This window comes from Bacteroides sp. HPS0048, assembly GCF_964240755.1.
GTDB classification, from domain to species: domain Bacteria; phylum Bacteroidota; class Bacteroidia; order Bacteroidales; family Bacteroidaceae; genus Bacteroides; species Bacteroides nordii.
This window is the reverse complement of the sequence record NZ_CAXSVC010000022.1, coordinates 1-21,908: the sequence shown is the minus strand read 5'-3', so window position 1 is coordinate 21,908 and position 21,908 is coordinate 1. Positions and strand designations below refer to the sequence as shown.

General features: G+C 36.0%; 13 protein-coding genes. 11 read left to right on the top strand and 2 right to left on the bottom strand.

Annotated elements, in window-relative coordinates; genetic code table 11:
• Positions 1 to 13: 13 nt before the first annotated feature.
• A complete protein-coding gene (locus ACESQI_RS16395) occupies positions 14 to 3,094 on the bottom strand; it encodes a TonB-dependent receptor (protein ID WP_278510910.1) in 3,081 nt (1,026 codons plus the stop codon).
• 452 nt (positions 3,095 to 3,546) lie between these two features.
• Here ACESQI_RS16395 and ACESQI_RS16390 point away from each other — a divergent pair, with 452 nt between their 5' ends.
• The 11 genes from ACESQI_RS16390 to ACESQI_RS16340 all read left to right on the top strand — a co-directional run bounded on the left by ACESQI_RS16390 (position 3,547) and on the right by ACESQI_RS16340 (position 21,402).
• Positions 3,547 to 4,728: a site-specific integrase gene (locus ACESQI_RS16390; protein WP_025868343.1), complete on the top strand. Its 1,182-nt coding sequence runs from the start codon at positions 3,547 to 3,549 to the stop codon at positions 4,726 to 4,728.
• Positions 4,729 to 5,687: 959 nt separating this feature from the next.
• Positions 5,688 to 8,639 carry a SusC/RagA family TonB-linked outer membrane protein gene (locus tag ACESQI_RS16385; protein ID WP_373126577.1) on the top strand — a complete coding sequence of 984 codons (2,952 nt, stop codon included), beginning with the start codon at positions 5,688 to 5,690 and terminating at the stop codon, positions 8,637 to 8,639.
• A 37-nt stretch (positions 8,640 to 8,676) separates the two neighbouring features.
• On the top strand, positions 8,677 to 10,197 hold the full coding sequence (locus tag ACESQI_RS16380) for a RagB/SusD family nutrient uptake outer membrane protein (protein WP_007483981.1): 1,521 nt from the start codon (positions 8,677 to 8,679) through the stop codon (positions 10,195 to 10,197).
• Between the two features lie 45 nt (positions 10,198 to 10,242).
• Positions 10,243 to 11,028: a hypothetical protein gene (locus ACESQI_RS16375; RefSeq protein ID WP_373126576.1), complete on the top strand. Its 786-nt coding sequence runs from the start codon at positions 10,243 to 10,245 to the stop codon at positions 11,026 to 11,028.
• Positions 11,029 to 11,130: 102 nt separating this feature from the next.
• Entirely contained in the window at positions 11,131 to 12,606 is a 1,476-nt protein-coding gene (locus ACESQI_RS16370; RefSeq protein WP_373126575.1) for a C10 family peptidase, read from the top strand.
• Positions 12,607 to 12,960, top strand: a complete 354-nt coding sequence (locus tag ACESQI_RS16365) for a T9SS type A sorting domain-containing protein (RefSeq protein ID WP_373126574.1) — start codon at positions 12,607 to 12,609, stop codon at positions 12,958 to 12,960.
• 789 nt (positions 12,961 to 13,749) lie between these two features.
• Positions 13,750 to 16,530, top strand: a complete 2,781-nt coding sequence (locus ACESQI_RS16360) for a TonB-dependent receptor (RefSeq protein ID WP_226812803.1) — start codon at positions 13,750 to 13,752, stop codon at positions 16,528 to 16,530.
• Positions 16,531 to 16,562: 32 nt separating this feature from the next.
• Positions 16,563 to 18,002 carry a RagB/SusD family nutrient uptake outer membrane protein gene (locus ACESQI_RS16355; protein ID WP_002559200.1) on the top strand — a complete coding sequence of 480 codons (1,440 nt, stop codon included), beginning with the start codon at positions 16,563 to 16,565 and terminating at the stop codon, positions 18,000 to 18,002.
• A gap of 18 nt (positions 18,003 to 18,020) precedes the next feature.
• Positions 18,021 to 18,902: a Calx-beta domain-containing protein gene (locus tag ACESQI_RS16350; protein WP_007483961.1), complete on the top strand. Its 882-nt coding sequence runs from the start codon at positions 18,021 to 18,023 to the stop codon at positions 18,900 to 18,902.
• Between the two features lie 80 nt (positions 18,903 to 18,982).
• Complete coding sequence (locus tag ACESQI_RS16345) at positions 18,983 to 20,764, top strand: M6 family metalloprotease domain-containing protein (RefSeq protein ID WP_007483959.1); 1,782 nt, start codon at positions 18,983 to 18,985, stop codon at positions 20,762 to 20,764.
• Positions 20,761 to 21,402: a hypothetical protein gene (locus ACESQI_RS16340; RefSeq protein WP_007483957.1), complete on the top strand. Its 642-nt coding sequence runs from the start codon at positions 20,761 to 20,763 to the stop codon at positions 21,400 to 21,402. The genes ACESQI_RS16345 and ACESQI_RS16340 overlap by 4 nt, the downstream gene beginning before the upstream one ends.
• A gap of 320 nt (positions 21,403 to 21,722) precedes the next feature.
• On the opposite strand, the gene ACESQI_RS16335 is transcribed toward ACESQI_RS16340, so the two are convergent.
• Positions 21,723 to 21,908: transposase (locus tag ACESQI_RS16335; RefSeq protein WP_373126573.1), on the bottom strand; the 186-nt coding region annotated here is incomplete at its 5' end.

Sequence of the window (21,908 nt, the reverse complement as noted above, 5' to 3'; positions counted from 1 at the left end):
TTTGTATTAATAATTATAATCCAATTTCAATACCGAATGTCACACTTCTCAAAGTAGGAAATGCAAATGTCGGAATACCATTGATCGGTTGTTCCGGATCGACATTCTTATAAGAAGTCCATGTCAGCAAGTTGCTTCCCGACACGAACAAACGTACATTTTCCATTTGTGCTTTGCGGGTCCATCTTGAAGGAAGTGTGTAGGAGAGACTCAAGCTCTTCAAACGAAGATAATTAAGATCTTTCATAAAACGTGAACTTCCGTAATTACCGTACTGATAGTTGTTGATACGTCTTGGAACATCCGTTTTATCACCGGGCTTTTGCCATCTGTCTAACTGATCAATAGAAGAATTATAGAAAATTCCATAACCATCTGTATCAGTAATACTTGTTCTCATCGTATCAAATACCTTTCCTCCGAGTGAGAAATTAAAGAGCATATTCAATTCAAGTCCATTCCAAGAGAAACTATTTCTCCATCCACCGGTAAGTTTCGGATCGGGTTTGCCTATAATAACACGCTGAGCTTTAGCGGGATCCGTAGTCAATTCTTTGTTCAAACTACCATCAGCATTTTTCGTATTCAGCACCCACAATTCTTCACCTGTTTGCGGATCTACACCTGCCCATTCACGACTCCACCAAGAATAATAAGATTCGCCTTCGCGCAATATACTCGTACCATCAATAATATCTTTACCTTCATACAACTTGGAGATTTTATTACTGTTGTGTGATAGAGCAAGCCCGGAAGTCCATTTCACAGATGTATCTTTGAAGATATCTACGTTGATGTCCACCTCAACACCTTTATTGGTCATTTCACCCACATTTTTCAACATCGTTTTAAATCCAACGACCATAGAAGTAGGTACATCTTGTAGCAAATCGGTTGTCTTACGTGAGTAATAGTCAAAACTCACACTCACCCGATCAAAAAAACGACCATCAAAACCAATATTAAAGTTTTTATTCTTTTCCCATGACAAATCCGGATTGGGAACAGATACAGGAGCAGAACCGGCAATATCCTGGTAGTTATAACCATAACCATACAAACTCAGATGTTCATACAGAGAATTGGGTAATGTTCCATTAATACCATAGGAAGCACGTACTTTCAAGTCATTAATCTGATGCAGATCTTTCATAAAGTTCTCCTGTGTTAATCTCCATGCTGCAGATACAGACCAGAAGTTAGCCCAACGATTGTTGGCACCCAACCGGGAACTTCCATCACGACGATAGTTTGCCGAAACGTAATACTTATTATCATAATCGTAGTTAACACGTGATAATAAAGACAATAAATGGTCTTCTGTATAATAAGCCATACCTTCTGCCGGAGTAGAAGCATTAACAGACTCAGGCAATTTATCATGAGGATAACCGGTAGAAGCTGCTCTAACCGCTTCCTTTTTGCGATCATCTACATCCCAACCCACAAGTGCATCAAGATTGTGTTTCTCTTTGAATGTTTTAGCGTAATTCAATGTAGTTGAAGAATATACATTATGATACTGATACGGATAAGTTGCTCCAAGTCCATTTAGCAGCTGTCCATTATTAGAATTTACCGGCCAATAAGTGATGGATGTATTATTAACATAGTCATAACTTACAGTTTCTTTAAGAATTAGTCCATCAATAATTTCATAAGATGCCCATAAACTATTAAAGCTTCTGAATACTTTCGACTGATTTTTATCCAGATTAATATCTTCTACAGGGTGTGTATGCGGAAAGACTTGTTGTAAAACCGGATGCAGATAATAATTCCCGTTTTCATCATATATAGGCATATTAGGGGTACAAATGAAGCTCTGCAAGAAGAAAGGATTAGCATAAGCAGTACCTTCGCTTGTTACCGAAGAATTCTGTTTAGACAAAGAAATGTTAGCTCCCATCTGCAATTTGTTATCAGCCGATTTGTGAGTTGCATTTACACGTCCGATAAATCCATCTATGGATGAAGTTTTGGATTTTCCATCTTCTTTTTTGTATGCCAAAGAAGCAAAGAATGAATTACGTTCGTCTCCACCTTGTGCCGAGAATTCATAATTTTGTGAGGAACCATGTTTACGGAAAAAAGCATCTTCCCAATCTACGTTATAATTAGAATCTGCATAAAAGTCAGCATATTCCTGAGCATAAGCTCTTGCCTCTTCATCCGAAGCCGGACCGTTATAGTTTCCATTTTCATCGGGTATACCGTACAAAGTAGCCTCATTATAACATGCTTCGTATGTTAACTCATGACGTTGCTGACCATTCACATTCTTTCTGTTTTTCATTGCCCAATCAGAGAACCCCCAATTCGCTTTGAAATTAATTCTTGTTTTACCCACTTTACCATGCTTGGTAGTAATCAAAATAACTCCATTAGCCGCACGTGAACCATACAGAGAAGCTGCTGCAGCATCCTTTAACACAGTAATATTTTCAATATCACTCGGATTGATAGAAGCCATTACATTAAATGCTTTAGAGTCACCACTTACAGCTGACACAGCAATATCACCAGAAACAACAGGAACTCCATCTATTACATACAACGGATCATTAGAAGCATTCATTGAACCCGTACCACGAACTCTAATTTGTAAACCAGCTCCCGGCTGACCACTTGTTGAGTTCACCGTAAGTCCCGGAGTTGATCCTGCTAATGCTTCCTCGAATGAAGTTACAGGAATATCTTTTAATACTTTATCTCCGCTTACAGTAGAAGCTGCTCCAGTGAATGATGATTTTTTTGTGGTACCATAAGCAACCACCATTACTTCGTCAATCATCTGCGAATCAGACTTAAGTACAACTCTCAGATTCGGTTTAATAGCCACCTCTTGCGTCTGCATTCCGATATAAGAAATTTGCAAAGTCTTTGCAGAACTTGGTACGCTCGACAAAGTAAAATTACCATCTACATCAGTGATGGTACCTAAATTGGTACCTTTTACTAATACAGAGGCTCCAACAACTGGTTGCCCATCTTCTTCAGAAATTACAACACCTGTAACTTTCTGAGTTTGGGCAGTTACTAGACCTATACCTACAAAAAGACAGGTCAATAACAGCATTAATTTTCTTTTCATAAATTCTCTCTTAAAGTTTAACTTTACATTAATTGTTTCTTTACTCTAACAAAATGCAAATATATTAATAAATATGAAACAAGCAATTGTTTTTGTAAAAAAACCATGTGTTAATAACAAATTGTTATCAAAGCACGCAAAATAATGCTTAACAGCATATAATCACGGCTTAAAAAACCTAAATAGCACACCTATAACTAACATGTTGCACTGACAAAAAGTACGTTCTAACTGTATATTTTCTGTTATTTACCACTAAATTTAGCTAAAAAGAATCCTTTTTGATCGAAGAGAAAGCTTTATAAACAAAAATTCCGCATTTTTTTTAAACGACCATAGATAATTATCTAACTGGCTTTGCTGGCTTTTAGCAGATATTAAAACTTATTCAGTTCTTATATTGCACATATATACGTCTTATTTGTTTATAGTATTAATACAAAATCAAATTTATGGAGAAAATTATCTACAATTTAGTGTTTAACAGAAAGAAAAACCTAAATAAGAGGGGAATGGCATTAGTTCAGATAGAAGCTTATCTGAATAGAAAGAAAAAATACTTCTCAACTAAGGTTTATTTAAAACCGGATCAGTGGGACGCTAAAAGGAGAAGGGTTCGGAATCATCCGAATGCAGAAGCACTTAACCGAATGATTTATGAATACATGGCCGAAATAGAAAAAAAAGAGTTAGGCATGTGGCAACAAAACAAATCAATATCATTGGATGCCCTAAAAGATGCATTAGTAACCTCACCAGGAGAAGAAGAATCTTTTCTTGCTTTTTTTCGTAAAGAAATTCTAAACTCCCGATTGAAAGAAAGTACTAAACAGAATCATCTTTCGACGCTTGAACTATTGAGAAAGTATAAAAAGGACATCTCATTCACAGAATTAACTTTCGAATTTATATCTTCTTTTGATCAGTATTTACAAAGCAAGGGATACCATGTAAATACAATAGCTAAGCACATGAAGCATCTGAAGAGGCACATTAATGTAGCTATAAATAAAGAATATATGGAGGTACAAAAATACGCTTTCAGAAAATATAAAATAAAGAGTGTGGAAAATAAACATACTCATTTATCGCCAGATGAACTTTACAAGATTGAAAAATTAAACTTGGGAGATAAATATGAGCGATTGGAAAAAACAAAAGACGCTTTTCTGTTTTGCTGTTATGCTGGAATGAGATATTCCGATTTTGTAAATTTGACTGCTGAAAACATTGTGAAAATACAAAAAGATACCTGGCTTATATATAAGACAATCAAAACTCGTATAGAAGTACGACTTCCCTTATATCTGTTATTTAAAGGCAAAGGACTTCAGATTCTGAATAAATATCAGGATAATCTTTCTGATTTTTTTAAACTCAGAGATAATTCAAATGTGAATAAGGAATTACTTATTATATCAAGGCTGGCAGGGATAAACAAAAAAGTATCTTTTCATACAGCCAGACATACGAATGCTACTTTATTAATATACAATGGAGTAAATATTACAACTGTCCAGAAATTATTAGGCCACAAAAGTGTTAAGACTACCCAAGTCTATACAAATGTTATGGATATGACGATTGTGAGGGATCTGGAGAAAGCTAAGAGTACAAAACGTTCTCCATTATGAGAATGTATGGGGTATAAGATGACGTTTTAAGTAAACAGTTATTTAGATAAAAGGCGTTCATTGGTTACGAAACAGTCAACAGATATTTGTGCTAAGATAAATATTACTGTTTCAATAGTTAAACGTTGGCAACACAGTGCAGTCACTTTATGAGAAACACCACGACTCTCTACGAAAAACTAAATCTCACTTCCCGAGAATCAAAAACTTCCTTATAAAGAAACTATGCTGTATGTATAGGGCTTTGTGCAAAAAATATTTCAACTTTTTATATGCCTGTTTCTTTTCAATATGAGAAGCTTATCAAAATAACGTTTATCTTACTGTTTTGAACTTAATAAAATAGAGTAAGATGCAGTGTCCAATATATAAAAATGGGTTGTACACATAGTTATCAGCACTCTGAAAACAATGTATTATATTCATATCAAAAGTACGTATTTAATAATGCTTTAAATACGTACTTTTCTACACAAAACTATGCATTGTTATATGATAAAACAATGCATAGTTTGCTACTTTATGCAATATGCTTTAAAATATTGATTAACAATGTTAATCAATAAGTGAGCGGAAATGTCTTCACTGAATCGATATATCCTTACATGAATTAAGAAACCTACATTATTATAATGCTTTTATAATTTACTGCAAATAAACATGTTATGAGTACAATAAAAATTAACCTTAAGTGAATTTTATAACTGTAAAGTACTATAATAGTATCTCAGACAATATTGTGTATTGAATATTTGTACTTGTATATCAAATTATTAAATTCATAATTTGATAATAAATTAGTATTTCAAATAGATGATAAAAGGTGATATTTAAAACTTATATATTTCTGATTATCAACGATATATACATGTGTTTGATTTAATAAAGCCAAGTCCTAAGTATATTTTATAATCATCTTATAATAAGATGATTATAAAATATTTAGTTCTGCAAAGACTTTGCAGATTTCTTACATCGGAATGCAAACGCAAGAGGTGGTTATTAAACCAACTGTAAAAGTAATATTAAAATCTGACGCACAGGCAATTGATGAAGTGATGGTAGTAGCTTACGGTACTGCAAAAAAAACATCATTTACCGGTTCTGCCGCAACAGTAAAATCGGGTGAATTAAAAAAACGTCAGATGTCCAATGTGACAAAAGCAATTGACGGATTAGCACCAGGTGTTCAAGCAACAACGGGTAGTGGACAGCCGGGTTCTTCATCTTCTATTTATATTCGTGGTATGGGATCTATCAATGCTAGTAAAACCCCTCTTTATGTAGTGGATGGTATACCGTATGACGGTTCTATTGCGGCTATTAGTCCTGATGATATCGAAAATATTACTATTTTGAAGGATGCTTCTGCTGCTGCATTATATGGTTCACGTGGAGCGAATGGAGTTATTATGATAACGACCAAAAAAGGTGTAAAAGGTAAGACGGAAGTTAATTTCAAAGCTTCTGTCGGCTTATCGAGTCGGTCGCTTCCCAGATATGAAACAATGGATTCCAAACAATATGTTGAAGCTTTATATTCGGCTTTTTACAATCAACAAATAGCAGACGGAACTCCATCTGGACAAGCGGGAATGGCTGCTTTGCAAGAAATGGCTTCTGGCGCAACTAAAATATTTGGAGAAAAAGAACAATATAATCCTTTTAACTATGCTATTTCTGATTTGATTGATATTAATACAGGTAAAATACGTAATGATGCTACCTTAATGTGGGAAGACGATTGGATGGATGAGGTAACTCGTAATAATGCATTGCGTCATGAATATACTTTCAATTTGAACGGAGGTACGGAAAAAACACAATATATGTTCTCACTGGGATATGTAAATGAAGATGGGATATTAAAAACAACAAACTTTCAACGTTATTCAGGGAGAACTAATATTGAAACTAAACCTGTCGAATGGTTAAGTGCAGGTTTGGGGGCAAATTTTGCACGTAACATATCTAATACCGCAGCAACCGCTACAAGTTCTTCCAGTAATGTATGGTACTCAGCTTCTCTTATGGGACCTATTTTTCCCGTGTATCTGAGAGATAAGAATAACGGTGGAGCATTTATTTTGGATGCCGACGGAAATAAACAGTTTGACTATGGTGATAACCGTCCTACCGGACAGCAGCAGAACTTTAACTCTGTCGCTACATTATATGATGATAAATACAGTACAGTTGCAGATAATTTGTCAGCACGTACTCATTTAGATTTTGGTGATTTAAAGGATGGATGGGCTCAAGGTCTCAAATTATCATTTAATTTTGGTCTTGATTACTACAATGCAAATGCTTTGGTTTATTATAATCCGTTTTTTGGAAATGCGGCTACTTCCAAAGGGCGCGCTATTAAGCAGAACTCTAATTCGTTAGGATATACCTTCAATCAGATATTAACATACAACAGAGGTTTTGATAAGCATAATTTTGATATTTTAGTTGCTCATGAATGGTATGCATATGAGAGTAATACTTTAAGTGGAACAAAAACCGGTTTCCCTTTTGGAGGGCTTTATGAATTGGATGCTGCTTCAACAGTTTACAGCACAAGTGGGGCAAGTAAACAGTATCGTATTGAGTCATATTTTGGACGTATAAACTATAATTATGCGGATAAATATTATCTATCTGGCAGTTATCGCCGTGATGGCTCTTCACGTTTCTATAAAGATAATCGTTGGGGAGATTTTTGGTCAGTTGGTGCTAATTATCGTATCTCAGAGGAAGAGTTCATGAAAGATTTCACTTGGTTGAATAATCTTTCTGTAAAAGCGAGTTATGGTGTGCAAGGTAATGATGGACTTCTGGATGCCGATGGCTATAGTAATTTTTATGCATGGCAGTCTCTTTATGACCTAAGCTATTCTAATGGTAGTGAGTCGGGGGCAATTGTAAGTTCTGTGGCCAATAAAGAAGTTTCTTGGGAAAACAATCATAATTTTAACATTGGTGTGGAAGCTGCTTTTTGGGATCAAAGATTGCAAGTGGGACTCGAATGGTATACACGTAAAACTACAGACATGTTACTTTACTATCCTCTTCCGATGTCATCCGGTTTTGAGGGATATTACAGAAATTCGGGTAGCATGAGAAATAGTGGTTTTGAAGCAAATATAACAGGGCGTTTAATAAAAACCAATGACTTTCAGTGGGATTTGACGGTTATGGCTTCCACATTAAAAAACAAAGTGTTGAAATTGACGGATGACGGAAAAGACATACTTAGCGGTAGTCAGATTATTCGTGAAGGTGAGCCTATCTATTCTTATTATGTTTCTCGTTCAGCAGGTGTTGATCCGATGACGGGTGATCAACTTTATTGGGCTACGGTTGATGGTAAAGGCAATACAGTTGAACCTTATATCACGACAAATGAAACTTATGCTCAAGCTTCTCGCGTTGTTGCCGGTAGTAGAATTCCGGATTTATTTGGATCTATTAGTACGCAATTGCAATATAAAGGTTTTGACCTGTCAATTGCAACCAATTACTCTATTGGTGGAGAGATGATTGATGGTGTTTATCAAAATCTTATGAGCTTTTATTATGCAGGACAAGCTAAACATATCAACTTGGAAAGAGCATGGAAGAAACCGGGAGATGTAACAGATATACCGCGTTATCAAATCGGTAAAAATTATGCTTCGACAGATGATATGTTGATTGATGCTTCTTATTTCTCCATTAAGAATATTACATTGGGATATTCACTTCCTGTAAAAGTTGTTAAAAGAATAGGTTTTCAGAATTTGCGATTTGCAGTAACTGCTGATAATTTATATGTATTTACACATTTAAAAGGCATGGATCCTCAATATAGTATGACTGGCGGTACTACGTATGTTTACACTCCTTCACGTACTATTTCTTTTAGTGTTGATGTGAAATTCTAATGTAAATCAAATGATTGAAACTATAAAAATGTCAAAGATGAAAAAAATATTATATATATTGACTTTAGTAGGGATTTGCTCGTTTAGCTCTTGCAGCGATGCGCTTGATACAAATCCTACGGATAAAGTATCCGGAAGTCTTATTTTTGGGAATGCCGATGCTGCACAGGTAGCTATGAACGGAGTTTATCGGAGTTTATTTATTAATGGTTGGTCTGGCAATTGGAGTCATGAAAATCCTGGTCTTATGGCAATGACTCTGGTTAAGGATATTCAAGGAGAGGATCATTTAATGGCTAATCAGGGACAAGGTTGGTTTTTCTATGATTATTCATTCTCGACAGATGGTGACTGGACAACAACTGATGGTCGTCAATATGCTCAATGGAATTTTTATTATACCATAATATCACAGGTAAACTATGTAATTGACGCCGCTGATCAGTTAAAATCATTTGGTGCAAAAGGGCAGTCTGTATTGGCACAAGCGTATACAGTCAGAGGTTTTGCCTATTTTTGTCTGTACCATTTTTTCTGTAAGGGAAATTATCCTGTGAATAAACAGACTCCAGGAGTACCTGTTTATACGGAGGCTACTTCTGCTAATACTGTAGGACAACCTCGTGGAACTGTTGAAAATGTTTTTGAAAGAATTAACAATGATTATCAGACTGCGGTTGATTTATTTGAGGCTGCCGGTGTAGCACAGGCGAATCCGACGAATGTCGATCTCTATGTTACTTATGGTTTATGGGCACGGGCTGCTCAAGTTCAGGAGGACTGGGTGGCGGCTGCCAAATATGCGAATGCCGCTCTTGAAAAACCAGGATTGACCCGAGTTGCTTCTATGACAGATCTTGGCCAGTTTAATAATTGTAAAGCTCCAAGTGTTATGTGGGGATTCCAGGTTATAGCTGACCAGACTGGACCTTACGGAGCATTTTTGTCACATATGGACCCGGAGGGTGGTTATGGCAAAATAGCTCAACAGTGTATTGATGCATGGCTTTGGAGAATTATTCCAGACACTGATATCCGTAAAAGAACTTGGTGGGAAGATCCGGAAACTTCTAAATATTATCCTTATGGCCAAGTTAAGTTCCGCTACTCTGATTTTTCAACTTATTTGGGAGATGTTATTTATTTGCGTGCGGAGGAGTTGGTATTAATCGCAGCCGAAGCTGCATGTCGGCAAAATGATTACCCGACTACCCGTAATTTGTTGAAAGAATTGGGAGATAAGCGTGATACCAATTATGGTACTGTATTGGAAGCCCGTACTAATGCAGCAACTTATAATACAGATACTCACGGAGCATTTATGACACTAATGGATGAGATATTATTTCAACGTCGTGTTGAACTATGGAGTGAAGGTATGGGACGTGCTTTTGATCTTTGTCGATTAAACTTAGGTTATGATCGTAATTATAATGGAACTAATCACCCTTCAAAGAAAGCATTAAAACCTGGCGACAACCTGTTCGTTACTTTGATCCCTCAAAAAGAGTTTGATGGTAATACCAATATAAATATAGCCGATCAAAATCCTAGATAACGAGATATTATATTTAATATAAGAGATTTTTTAAAGTATGAAATTATGAGAAAAATAAAATATTTTGGTGCCATTGGTTTTATAATGCTCTTTTTGATCGCATGTGATCAAAATGCAACAGATGGTACTATATACAATGCTACTAATACAGAGGTCGCTTTTAATGAGGCCTCCGCTAATTATACATTTGGTACGGATGATCCGGAAGAATTCGAAGTGTTACTGCTCCGTGCTAATTCTATTGGGGCAGCAACCATTCCGTTGGTGAAGGAGGACGTTAGCGGATTATTTACAGTTCCTACTAATGTGGAATTTGCTGATGGTGCTTATGAAGCTGCTATAAAAGTGTCTTTTGATAGAACCAAATTAGCTGTTGGAGAAGATTACTCTATAAAATTAAACGTTCCGGAAAATCCGATTCAGGGAAAAATCAGAACATTCACTTTGACAATAAATAGAGATTATAATTGGCAACTTTTTGCAACTGGAACTTTTACATCCGGATTATTTGGTTCGTGGTCACAAGAATTATATAAAGCGGAAGGATTTAACAAATATAAATTTCCGGAATTATTTGCCGAAGGTTATGATTACAAATTTTCTGTTGCAGAGAATGGTAGTATTTCATTGTTTGGTGGATTGAATTCTAATGGTTTATATGATTTTGCAACTGGATATATTCATCCTACTTACGATATGGTATCTTTATATTTGGATCCGGATATTAATTATTCTTTTTTTGTAGAAACTACGAAAACGGCATGTTTTAACCATTATTATTATGTAGATGCCGGTAATTTTGGTTGGAAGGATGACTCATTTACATGGTAAGTGATTATTTAGAATAATATTAAGGTCCTCTTACATTTTATGTAGGAGGACTTTTGTCTCTATAAATAATCACAGTTTTCATTATTAGAAAAATAAAGAGTTATGAAATGTTTTTTATTTTTAGTGTTCTGTTGTATTCCATTTTCTTTTTTTGCAAAAAATGTCGATGTGATAACAGCAGAGAAAATAGCAAAATTTGTTTTGACCGGTGTCGATACACAAACAAGGAGTAATGAAATAGATGTAAGTTTGATTTGGACAGGTGAAGATGTGTGTACTCGAATGAATAACTCTCCGGCTTATTATGTATTTAATAAAGTTGGTGGTAATGGGTTTGTTATTGTTTCTGGAGATGATATAATAAAACCAATATTGGCATATAGTTACGTCAACAGTTTCCATGTAGAAAATATGCCGGATAATCTAAGAGCCTGGATGGCATATTATCGTGAGCAAATTAATTGGGCACGTGAGGAAAATATTGTATCTGATGAAGAAACGATTTGGGCTTGGGAAAGATTAAGGGATGAAATAGATTCAGCAAAGAATTCGGAAGAGGTATTGATTGAAACCGCTTTATGGGATCAGACTGCACCTTATAATTTGTTGTGTCCGACTATAAACGGTACACAGGCCCCAACCGGTTGCGTAGCAACAGCCCTGGCTATTGTCATGAAATATAATCGATGGCCTGATCAAGGAAGCGGAATGACTTTTCAGTATACAACGAAACAATATAAACAGACTCTTTCTGCTACTTATAATATTGTTTATGATTGGGATAATATGTTGAATAAATATGAAAAAGGAAATTATTCGACTGAGCAGGCAGAAGCTGTTTCACAACTAATGTATCATTGTGGAGTATTCTCAGAAATGGACTATACTCCCCGATCAAGCGGAGCTCTAACCCTAACAGCAATGGGAGGAATGGTTCGGTATATGAAATATGATAAAAGTATGACTTTGCAATCCCGTGAATGGTATACGGAAGCGGAATGGAATAGTCTTTTAAAGAAGGAACTTGATGCAGGACGCCTTATCATATATGGTGGTAGTAATAACAAAGAGGAAGGACATCAATTTGTGTTAGATGGTTATAAACAGAATGATTACCACGTCAATTGGGGATGGGGTGGCACTGCGAATGGTTATTATTCATTGTCGGCACTGGATCCTGATTCTCAGGGAGTAGGAGGTAATACAGGAGGAGGGTTCACTGTAGGCCAGGATGCTGTTATAGGGGTGAAAAAAAGCGAAGAGGGATCTGGTTATTGTGATAATTTAGCTTTTATGTCTGGCTCTACGGAATCTGGTGAAATGTTTTCCGGATTGACAACCACGGAAACAAATTTTATTCCTCGAGTTAGATTTACTGTAAAAGCCGGTTTTTATATAAATTATGGTATACGCAATTTTTCTGGCGCGATTGTTTTAGCTTTAGTCGATAAACATGGGAACATAAAAGAATTCATTACTCGTGAAGTTTCTGTGAATAGCCTAAAAATAGGCTATGGAAGTGGAAATGTATTTTCATGCTCAATAGCTAATATTCCTGAAGAGGGTGATCGGATTTGAATGATGTATAAAAGTCAAGATGGGAATGAATGGAAGAGAATACGAGGAGATAGAGATACGATAACAGAAATTATAGTAAAAGAGTTGCCTGTTTCTGTGGTTGAAAACGTTGATTTTTCTGATGCAAATCTTATTGCTGTTACAAATGACATGACTAAAACTATTTATATAAAATCTCCAATACCTATCCTTGAGCTTTCTTTGGTTGACATAAAGGGACGAATAATCAAAAAAACGGAAGGACTTGAAAGTGTAGATTATACATTATCATATTCCAATTGTATTGATGGGACATATATTGTACAAGTTGTCACATCTGCTGGAATGAGTAGTACTAAAGTAATAATAAAGTAAACGGGATAAAAATTTGTTTGGGTTCCATTCGGCATTTGAGGGTATTTCAGTTTATCGATATCCGCGTTTTCTTTATTGAGAGAAAACTTCCCGTCATCCAATTACATAAATGTAGACGGGACACAAAACATCGTTTATGAATTAGTAAGAATACATTTCCATAAGCAATAGAATTAACTAAGCCGGAGCATATATTATAACAAACATAAGGGGTTGATCAAAGTTTAGCCATCCCTTATGTTTGCCATAATTGATGATTGAATTCCAAATGCTATAAACAAACTACTGAGTAAAAGTAGTAATATTCAATGTAATTGCAATTTTAAATTAACATTTTATCATGCTTGTGATTCTTGTCTCGGATATTAAATATCGGTATATTTTATACACACATCACAAGGTGTTTACAAAAATATTAATTTAGTAATATATTATTATATATCTAATCGATATCATTATAACATTTCTTCTTAGTATCTTTTATCATAAAATCATCTCACAACTGCAATAATGATTGACATTATTGGAGATGATTAATTACTAAACAAAGAAATAGTATTTCAACTTATCGTTCGTATGAGTTATTTCTGTTTGATTACCAATTAATTAAATTCATATTTAAACCTCAAACGAGTATCTCATATATATTTGTATTTTATTATGACCATATATATATTGTTGATTATCAAGCGATAAGATGAGATGAATACTATAATGCAAAGTTCATACAAATAGATATAATATACTGATAATTAAATATTTAAAAACATATTTAGTTCTGCAAAGACTTTGCAAATTTCTTACATCGGAATGCAGACGCAAGAGGTGGCTATTAAACCGAATCTGAGAGTTGTACTTAAGTCTGATTCACAGATGGTTGACGAAGTGGTAGTGGTTGCTTATGGTTCAGCTAAAAAAAGTTCGCTGACAGGATCTGTTGATATCGTAAAAGCAGAACAGTTAACCAAAGTGCCAGTAACCAGTTTTGACCAAGCATTGCAAGGTAAATCTGCAGGTGTTCAAGTGACTGCCGCCACAGGACGTCCGGGAGCAGGAGCAAATATTAAAATACGTGGAACAAGTTCCATTTCTGCCGGATCAGATCCATTATATGTAATAGATGGTGTACCTATGTCTTCTACGGATTTTGCATCTATAAATGCAAATGATATCGAGTACATGTCTATCCTAAAAGATGCCTCTGCGACAGCTATATATGGATCAAGAGGCTCTAATGGTGTTATTCTTGTTACCACCAAGAAAGGAAAAAGCGGAAAAACGACCTTTAATATACGGGCACAATACGGAATTTCAACTAAGACCACTGACAAGTTTGAAATGATGAATGCACAGGAGAAACTAACTTATGAAAGACAGTTAGGAAGCGGATATGGCGCTACAGGCGGTGCCAATGGTGGTGCAATGACAGACGAGGAAATTGCTGCTCACCCAAGTACAAACTGGGCAGATGAAATATTCCGTACCGGCGCAACTCAATTGTATGAATTGAACATGTCAGGAGGTAGTGAAAAGACTAAATTTTATATTTCCGGACAGTATTATGATCAAGATGCCATTGTTCCGGGATCATACCTTACAAGAGAAACAGCCCGTATCAATGTAGAACATACTGTAAGTGATCGCCTAAAAGTGGGAGTAGCAACTTCTGCCGGCATTTCTAAAGAAGGATTGTTAAGAACTGACCGTAATGCTTTAAATCCTTTCAACTATGTATATAGTGCTAACCCTTATGATGCACCTTTCAATGAAGATGGTTCTTATAATACAGATATTACAGTAGGAGGAGTACCATTAAATATCTTCGAAAATATCGATAACAATCCTTCATACATCAATCGTTTGAAAATTGTAGGAGCGTTCAATCTGGAGTGGAAAATCTGGGATGAAATTAAGTATGTAACTGTAGCCGGTGTTGACTTCAATCAAGCAATCCAGTACCAATATAATAAACCGGAATCTCAATTAAGTAACATATTGAGCCCTGATGGTCCTAAAGGTTATAGAAATGACAACTTTACTCAAAGAGCAACTTGGTTATGGACTAACATGTTGACTTACGAAAAAACATTCAACTCTGTACATGCAGTGAAAGCTGTAGTCGGTATGGAAGCACAGGCAAGTAAATACAGAAGAATTAATGCCATGGTAGAAGGATTTGCTACCGGAAAGCTGGATGCTATCAGCATTGGTTCAACTAATAAAGACGTGTTAGGTACAACTACTGAATGGAAAATGTTGTCTTATCTGGGTTCTGCCGGATATACCTATGACGATAAGTATATTTTAGATGTAGCTTTACGCCGTGACGGTTCTTCTCGTTTTGGTGCAGACAACCAGTTCGGTACTTTCTGGGCAGTCGGTCTGGGATGGAATATGGAAAGAGAAAAATTCCTGGAAAATATTGAGTGGTTAACACGCTTAAAAATCCGTGGTAGTGTAGGTACATCGGGTAATAACAATATCGGTGATTACGCAGCTCAAGGTGTATACGGTTATGGTAGTTATAACAGCGAATCGACAGCTTATCCAAGCCGATTGCCGAATCCCAATTTGTCATGGGAGAAGAGTATGCAGACCTCAGTCGGCTTGGATGCTTCTTTCTTTGACTCACGCCTGAGTGTGACTTTTGACCTTTACAAACGTAAAACAACAGATTTGCTTTTGGCAACCCGTCTTTCTATGACTTCAGGTTTCTCCAGCCGTATCGATAATGTAGGAGAAATGGAAAATAAGGGATATGAGTTAGCTATCAGTGGAGACGTTATCAGAACAAATGACTGGACCTTCAGCCTCAACGGTATGATTTCACAGAACAAGAACAAGGTTCTGAAATTATATGAAGGAAACGATATTACAATCGGCTGGAACAGCCTTGTAAGTGAAGGACATCCTATCAATGTATACAAAATGGTACGTTGGGCAGGAGTAAATCCGGCTAATGGTGATGCTCTCTATTATACCAAAGACGGTAAAATAACCAATGTATATAACTCTGACGACGCAGTAATCCTTGACGATAAAACTCCGGATCCTAAATACTTTGGTTCTTTTGGAGCCAAATTGGCTTATAAAGGAATTGAACTTAGTGGTGATTTCTACTTCTCGGGTGGTAATTATATCTATAATCATATTAATTTCTTTACTCAAAGTGATGGTTCAATGATAGACCAGAACCTTGATAAGAAACTCCTCTACAATCAGTGGACTAAACCCGGTGATATTACCAATATCCCTAAACAAAGTCTGAATAACCAAAGTTATCAATCAACCAGATATCTGGAAGATGCTTCTTACTTGCGTTTGAGGAACATAACCTTAGCTTATACCTTACCTAAAAGATGGTTAAAACCATTGCGTATGGAAAATCTCAGGATTTATGCACAAGGATTGAATCTATTCACAATCACTAATTTCTCTGGATTAGACCCGGAAGTAGGTGATTCACCTACAACAGGATTAGCTGCTACAGCCGGTCCCGCTGCATCTGTACTTGATTTCAGTTTCCCGGCAGCACGCACCATTATGTTTGGTATTGAGATAGGTTTCTAATAACACCTTTTAATTTGTAAAAAAGATAAAATATGAAATTATTAAAAAAAACAATAATACCCGTTGCAACTGTATTCGTTTTTGCAATGACAGGATGTGCTGATTTCTTAGATACTACTCCACATGATTCATTAAATAGTGATAATGCATTGGAAAGTATCGAAGACTTTGATAATACCACTAAAAGTGTGTATGAATCAATGCGTAGTCAATATTATACTGCTAATTTTATGCTGATGGTTCCGGATGTAATGTCCGACAACCTGGTACTGAACCGTAATGGCCGCCAGATATATAATGAATTCTCAGATTTCAGATATTATGCAGACACATATGGAATCAGTGGACTATGGAGTTCAGCATATAATGCCATCTTAGGTGCTAATGAGGTAATTACCCGCTTAGAGAAAGAAAATACTTTCCAGGGCAATGAGAAAACAATAAGCGACAATCTATTAGCAGAATGTTTGGCACTGAGAGGGTTGATACATTTTGACCTTGTACGTGCTTATGGAAAAGATTATAAAACTGCAAGCGATGGTGATCTTGGTGTAACTTACAAAGATTATACAGAAGTAGACCTTCCTTCCAGACATACAGTAAAATACGTTTATTCAAGATTGGTAGAAGATCTGGAAAACGCTAAAAAGTTAATGAGTGACAACTATAATAAAAGTATAAACAGCCGATTGAACAAGAAATCTATCAGCGCTATTCTTTCTCGTGTGTATCTGACAATGGGCGAAGATGCAAAAGCTGTGTCGGCTGCTACAGATGCTATTGCCGGAGACGGCTCTGATATTGCAAGCATTAGTGATTTCTCCAAAATATTCACTACAAGCATGGAAGTTCCTGAGGTATTATTCCGTATTGCAATTACTGCCGATAATGGATACCTACCCGGTAATGATTGGGGACAGGGTAGCGAGTCTTCTTATATCGCTAATTACTCGGTAACTTATAGTTTGAATGAACTGTATAAATCTACAGACATCCGCCGGTCACAAATTAAACTTGTAAATGGAGGAGCATACAATGTAGTATGGAAATATAATAACGGAGGTAAATCTACAGGTTTGATTGATATTCCTATCATCCGTGCTTCAGAGGTATATCTGACACGTGCGGAAGCTAACTATAATTTGAAAAATTATGATGATGCCCTGTCAGACTTGAATCTGGTGAAAGAAAGACGTTATTCTGATTATGAAGAAGGAACCGAATCCGGAGCCGCTCTGGAAAAAGAAATTCAACTACAACGTCGTTTAGAGTTGGCTTTCGAAGGACATCGCTTCTTTGATTTGAAACGTAGACACGAAGACGTACAGAGAGATGGAAAGGGTTTTATGGCTGATGGTTCAGGAGTACCCTCTTCTACTCAGCATGTATCGGCAGATAGCCCGTATTACGTAATGCCGATTCCGCAGTCTGAAATCGACGCGAATAAGAATATGGTTCAAAACAAGTATTAACTTTCAAAGAATACATAAATGAAAAAACTAAAATATTTAAGTTTGATTGGTGGCTTGTTACTTGCAATAACATCATGCGACGACAATGAGCCTCAATCATTTCTTGCAGAAGATACTTTTGTAAGTTTTCCTGAGGCAACAGCTTCCATTGATGAAAATGCAACAGAAACAATTAAAATTCCAATTGCTCTGGCAGGATTACCTAACGGAGAGAAAGTAACTGTAAATGTAGCAGCAGTAACAGAAGGCGAAGCTGTTCCGGCTATTGAAGGTACTGATTTCAATATCAAAAACAAAACAATCGTTTTTGAAGAAGGTTTTGGAACTCAGTATATAGAAATTGAGGCAATAGACAATGATCTGTTTACAGGGAAAAAAACATTTAATTTGGTAATTGCGAGTACCGTACCAGTTTTAAAAGAAACTGTGCAAAATTCTGTCAGAGTAAGTATTATTGATGATGAGCATCCGTGGGCTGCTATCATTGGTACATACAGCATAACAGGTACTTCCGGATTTGATGGAACTGATGTAAGTATACCGGCAGTGGTTACTGCTTCTGATGATGACGTAAATGTCTTGAATCTTAATTTCGGTTATGGTACTTTGGCTACTATGAGTGTTGAAGAGGTAGAAGGTGAGATTATGATTTCTATCAAAGACAATCAGTACATCGGCCCAACACCTAAACCAACAGATAATTGGAACCGTTATTTCAGAGCAACTCATGTTGACGGTGAAGATTTATATACGTTAAATGCCTTAACGGGCATCTTTGAAGACGGAGTCATAACTTGTGAGTACGGATTGGGCTTCCAGGCTATCCATCCTACAACAGGAGCATCCGGCGGATATTTCACATTATTTGAAGACGGAATTGTATTTACTAAAGCAAAATAGCGGATTTTGTCTTATAAATAAATTTATTTGCAATAAGGTCACCTTTAGGGTGGCCTTATTTGCCTAAAAACAACTATATTATGAAAAAATATATATCTATAATCCTGCTATTATGCTATTGTTGCCTGTTAACGTATGCAGCCCCTTTCCGTTTTTTGGAGACGATTGTGACTCAGGCGGATGGAAGTCAATTAACTCTATATGCATCAGGAGATGAATTTTATCATTGGGTGCATGATAAAGACGGATATACTATTGTGCAAGCGGATGATGGTTACTGCTACTATGCAGTGAAAAACGATAAAGGTGAAATGGTCCCCTCCTCTTGCCGGGCAGACAAGGCATTACCCAAAGAGGTAAGTATCAATCCCTGGCTGAAGATTCCGAAAAAACGATATGAAGAACGGCGGGAGCAAATGCGAAATCAAGCTATAACAAGAGCTTCAAGGCCTCAATATGCATCTCATAAAAATCCATTAAATAATATTGTTATTTTCGTCTCTTTTCAGGATGTCACTACATTTTCAAAAAAAAGAACAGTATACGATAGCAGGTTCAACAGTACAACCTCTTCCAGTGGTTCCTTAAAAGATTATTATCAAGAAGTTTCATATAGTAGCCTTGATATAACTTCTCATTTCTATCCTAAAGCCGCTGATCTAGAAACTAAAACTGACGGATATATTGACTTTCATAAAAGAGGGTTCTATCGTCCTTATAACGCAACAACCAATCCGGATGGGTATAGAACAAGTGATGAATCGACAAATAGAGAACATAATTTAATTGTAAATGCCATTGATGCTGTAAAAGCTTCTATTGAAGAAGATTTCACTCCGGAAGAATTGGATAATGACAATGACGGTTATATAGATAATGTATGTTTTGTTGTTCAAGGAAACAGTGATGGCTGGAGTGACTTATTATGGGCACATCGCTGGTCATTATACACCAAAGAATGTTATATTCATGGCAAACGCGTGATGGATTATGTATTCCAACCCGAAAATCAAGTAACTATAAATACACTTTGCCATGAAATGTTTCATGCATTGGGAGCACCGGATTTGTATCATTATAGCGAAGAGAGCAAAAATCTGGATCCTGTAGGCAGTTGGGACCTGATGAACAGTGGTTGGTGCCATATGGGTGCCTATATGAAATGGAGATATGCAGGACAAAGTTGGATAAAAGAGATGCCAACCATCACACAACCTGGTACCTACACTTTACTTCCGTTGTCACAAAGTGCAGAAAACAGTTGCTATAGAGTGAACTCCACCAATCCCAATGAATATTATGTATTGGAGTACAGGAAGAAAGAGGGACGTTATGAAAAAAATCTGATCCGTTCCGGATTACTTATCTATAGAATCAATACAACAGTTAAAGATGGAAATCGTAACGGACCACCGGATGAAGTATATATCTATCGTCCATTTGGTTCATTAACAGAAAATGGTTTCCTGGATGAAGCTGCCTATCAAACTAACTCAGGAGCCGTTATGACAGATAAAACTTTTCCAAAACCTTTCTTGTCAGATGATTCTGATGGTGGTTTAAGAATAACTAATGTAATTATGGAAGATGACAAATTAACATTTGATATAAATTCCATTCCAACAGGTCTTGAAAATCTTTCAGACAATAGAAAAATACAGTTATTGTTTAATGAGGGAATACTGTATGTAACAGCGGATACGAATGTTGACCATATCATAGTAGTAGACATCTCTGGAAAAATTCTGGAAGATGTTAAAAACGTTACCCAGCTCTCATTAAAACATCTCTCGAAAGGTACTTATATTGTGTCTGTTTTATCCGGAAATGACATATACAAACGAAAAATATTTATAGAATGAAAATAACCTATATTGGCTTGATTATCTTATTGTCAGGTATTTCTATCAATACTAAAGGGCAAAATACAAATCATCATTTTATATTTGATCAGTTCAGAGAGGCTACCGTCTTATACAAGAATCAAAAAAGGACACATGCCACTCTTAACTACAACAAGGCTACAGAAGAGATGATTTACACCTCGCAAGAAGGGAAAAATATGGCGCTGTATCCGATAGATCAGATTGATACCATATATTTTGATAAACGAAAGTTTATCCCGGTGGATAATCGGTTTTATGAGGTTCTCACACAAGATAGATATACTTTATATGCTTCCTATCGTTGCCGTATGAGTGTCCGGGCACAAAATATCGGTTATGGTACTTCTTCAACCACAGCTATTGATAATATCTCGTCACTAAATACATCCGGTGAAATATATCAATTGAAATTACCCGAAAACTATAAAGCAGAGCCTTATGTTTGGTATTATATTGAAATAGCTAATGAATTGAATAAGTTCTCTAAAGCCAAAGAATTAATAAAGTTATTCCCTGATTTAAAAAAGGAAATAACATCATTCATAAAAGAGAACCGAATAAAAAACAGTACTCAGGATATAGTTGAAGTAGTTCAATATATATCCGACTTATAATTTGAAAAAATGAGTGGGACGCATTTGATAATGGAATATTCAGTAAATATTCCTAAAGATGATACGTCCCACTTTCGTACAACATTAATATTGATTTCCAACTAACTAGTAAAATGCTCGAAAGTCTGTACTTACCACAGGTACAGACTTTCGAGCTATATTAAACATTGCCACTCATCCCAAAAACATTATCCGGAACAATAGAAATAGTCTCGTTCGTCAAATACGTTTGTTAATATCGTTAATGTACTTTTTTAACAGTAAGGATTTACTTTACAAGAATGTACACTTTAACATACCAAGAGTGGTTCTTCTTCAATTTAGTTGAAAAGTACATTTTCCATAACCATCTTTATTTTGAGTAACTCTAATCCTGCCCTTCCATACATGCTTCGCTTCACTACCTTTAGTTTGTTAACGAAGCCCTCAGTAATCCCATTGGTAATATTGTACTTGATTGTGTTTTTGATCGCTTTGTAATCTTTCCTTATTCCTAATAAAAAAGT

Coding starts and splice junctions, on each gene's coding strand:
- ACESQI_RS16370 (WP_373126575.1), top strand. CDS start 11,131: ATGAAATGTTTTTTATTTTTAGTGTTCTGTTGTATTCCATTTTCTTTT.
- ACESQI_RS16380 (WP_007483981.1), top strand. CDS start 8,677: ATGAAAAAAATATTATATATATTGACTTTAGTAGGGATTTGCTCGTTT.
- ACESQI_RS16345 (WP_007483959.1), top strand. CDS start 18,983: ATGAAAAAATATATATCTATAATCCTGCTATTATGCTATTGTTGCCTG.
- ACESQI_RS16395 (WP_278510910.1), bottom strand. CDS start 3,094: ATGAAAAGAAAATTAATGCTGTTATTGACCTGTCTTTTTGTAGGTATA.
- ACESQI_RS16375 (WP_373126576.1), top strand. CDS start 10,243: ATGAGAAAAATAAAATATTTTGGTGCCATTGGTTTTATAATGCTCTTT.
- ACESQI_RS16355 (WP_002559200.1), top strand. CDS start 16,563: ATGAAATTATTAAAAAAAACAATAATACCCGTTGCAACTGTATTCGTT.
- ACESQI_RS16365 (WP_373126574.1), top strand. CDS start 12,607: ATGATGTATAAAAGTCAAGATGGGAATGAATGGAAGAGAATACGAGGA.
- ACESQI_RS16390 (WP_025868343.1), top strand. CDS start 3,547: ATGGAGAAAATTATCTACAATTTAGTGTTTAACAGAAAGAAAAACCTA.
- ACESQI_RS16350 (WP_007483961.1), top strand. CDS start 18,021: ATGAAAAAACTAAAATATTTAAGTTTGATTGGTGGCTTGTTACTTGCA.
- ACESQI_RS16340 (WP_007483957.1), top strand. CDS start 20,761: ATGAAAATAACCTATATTGGCTTGATTATCTTATTGTCAGGTATTTCT.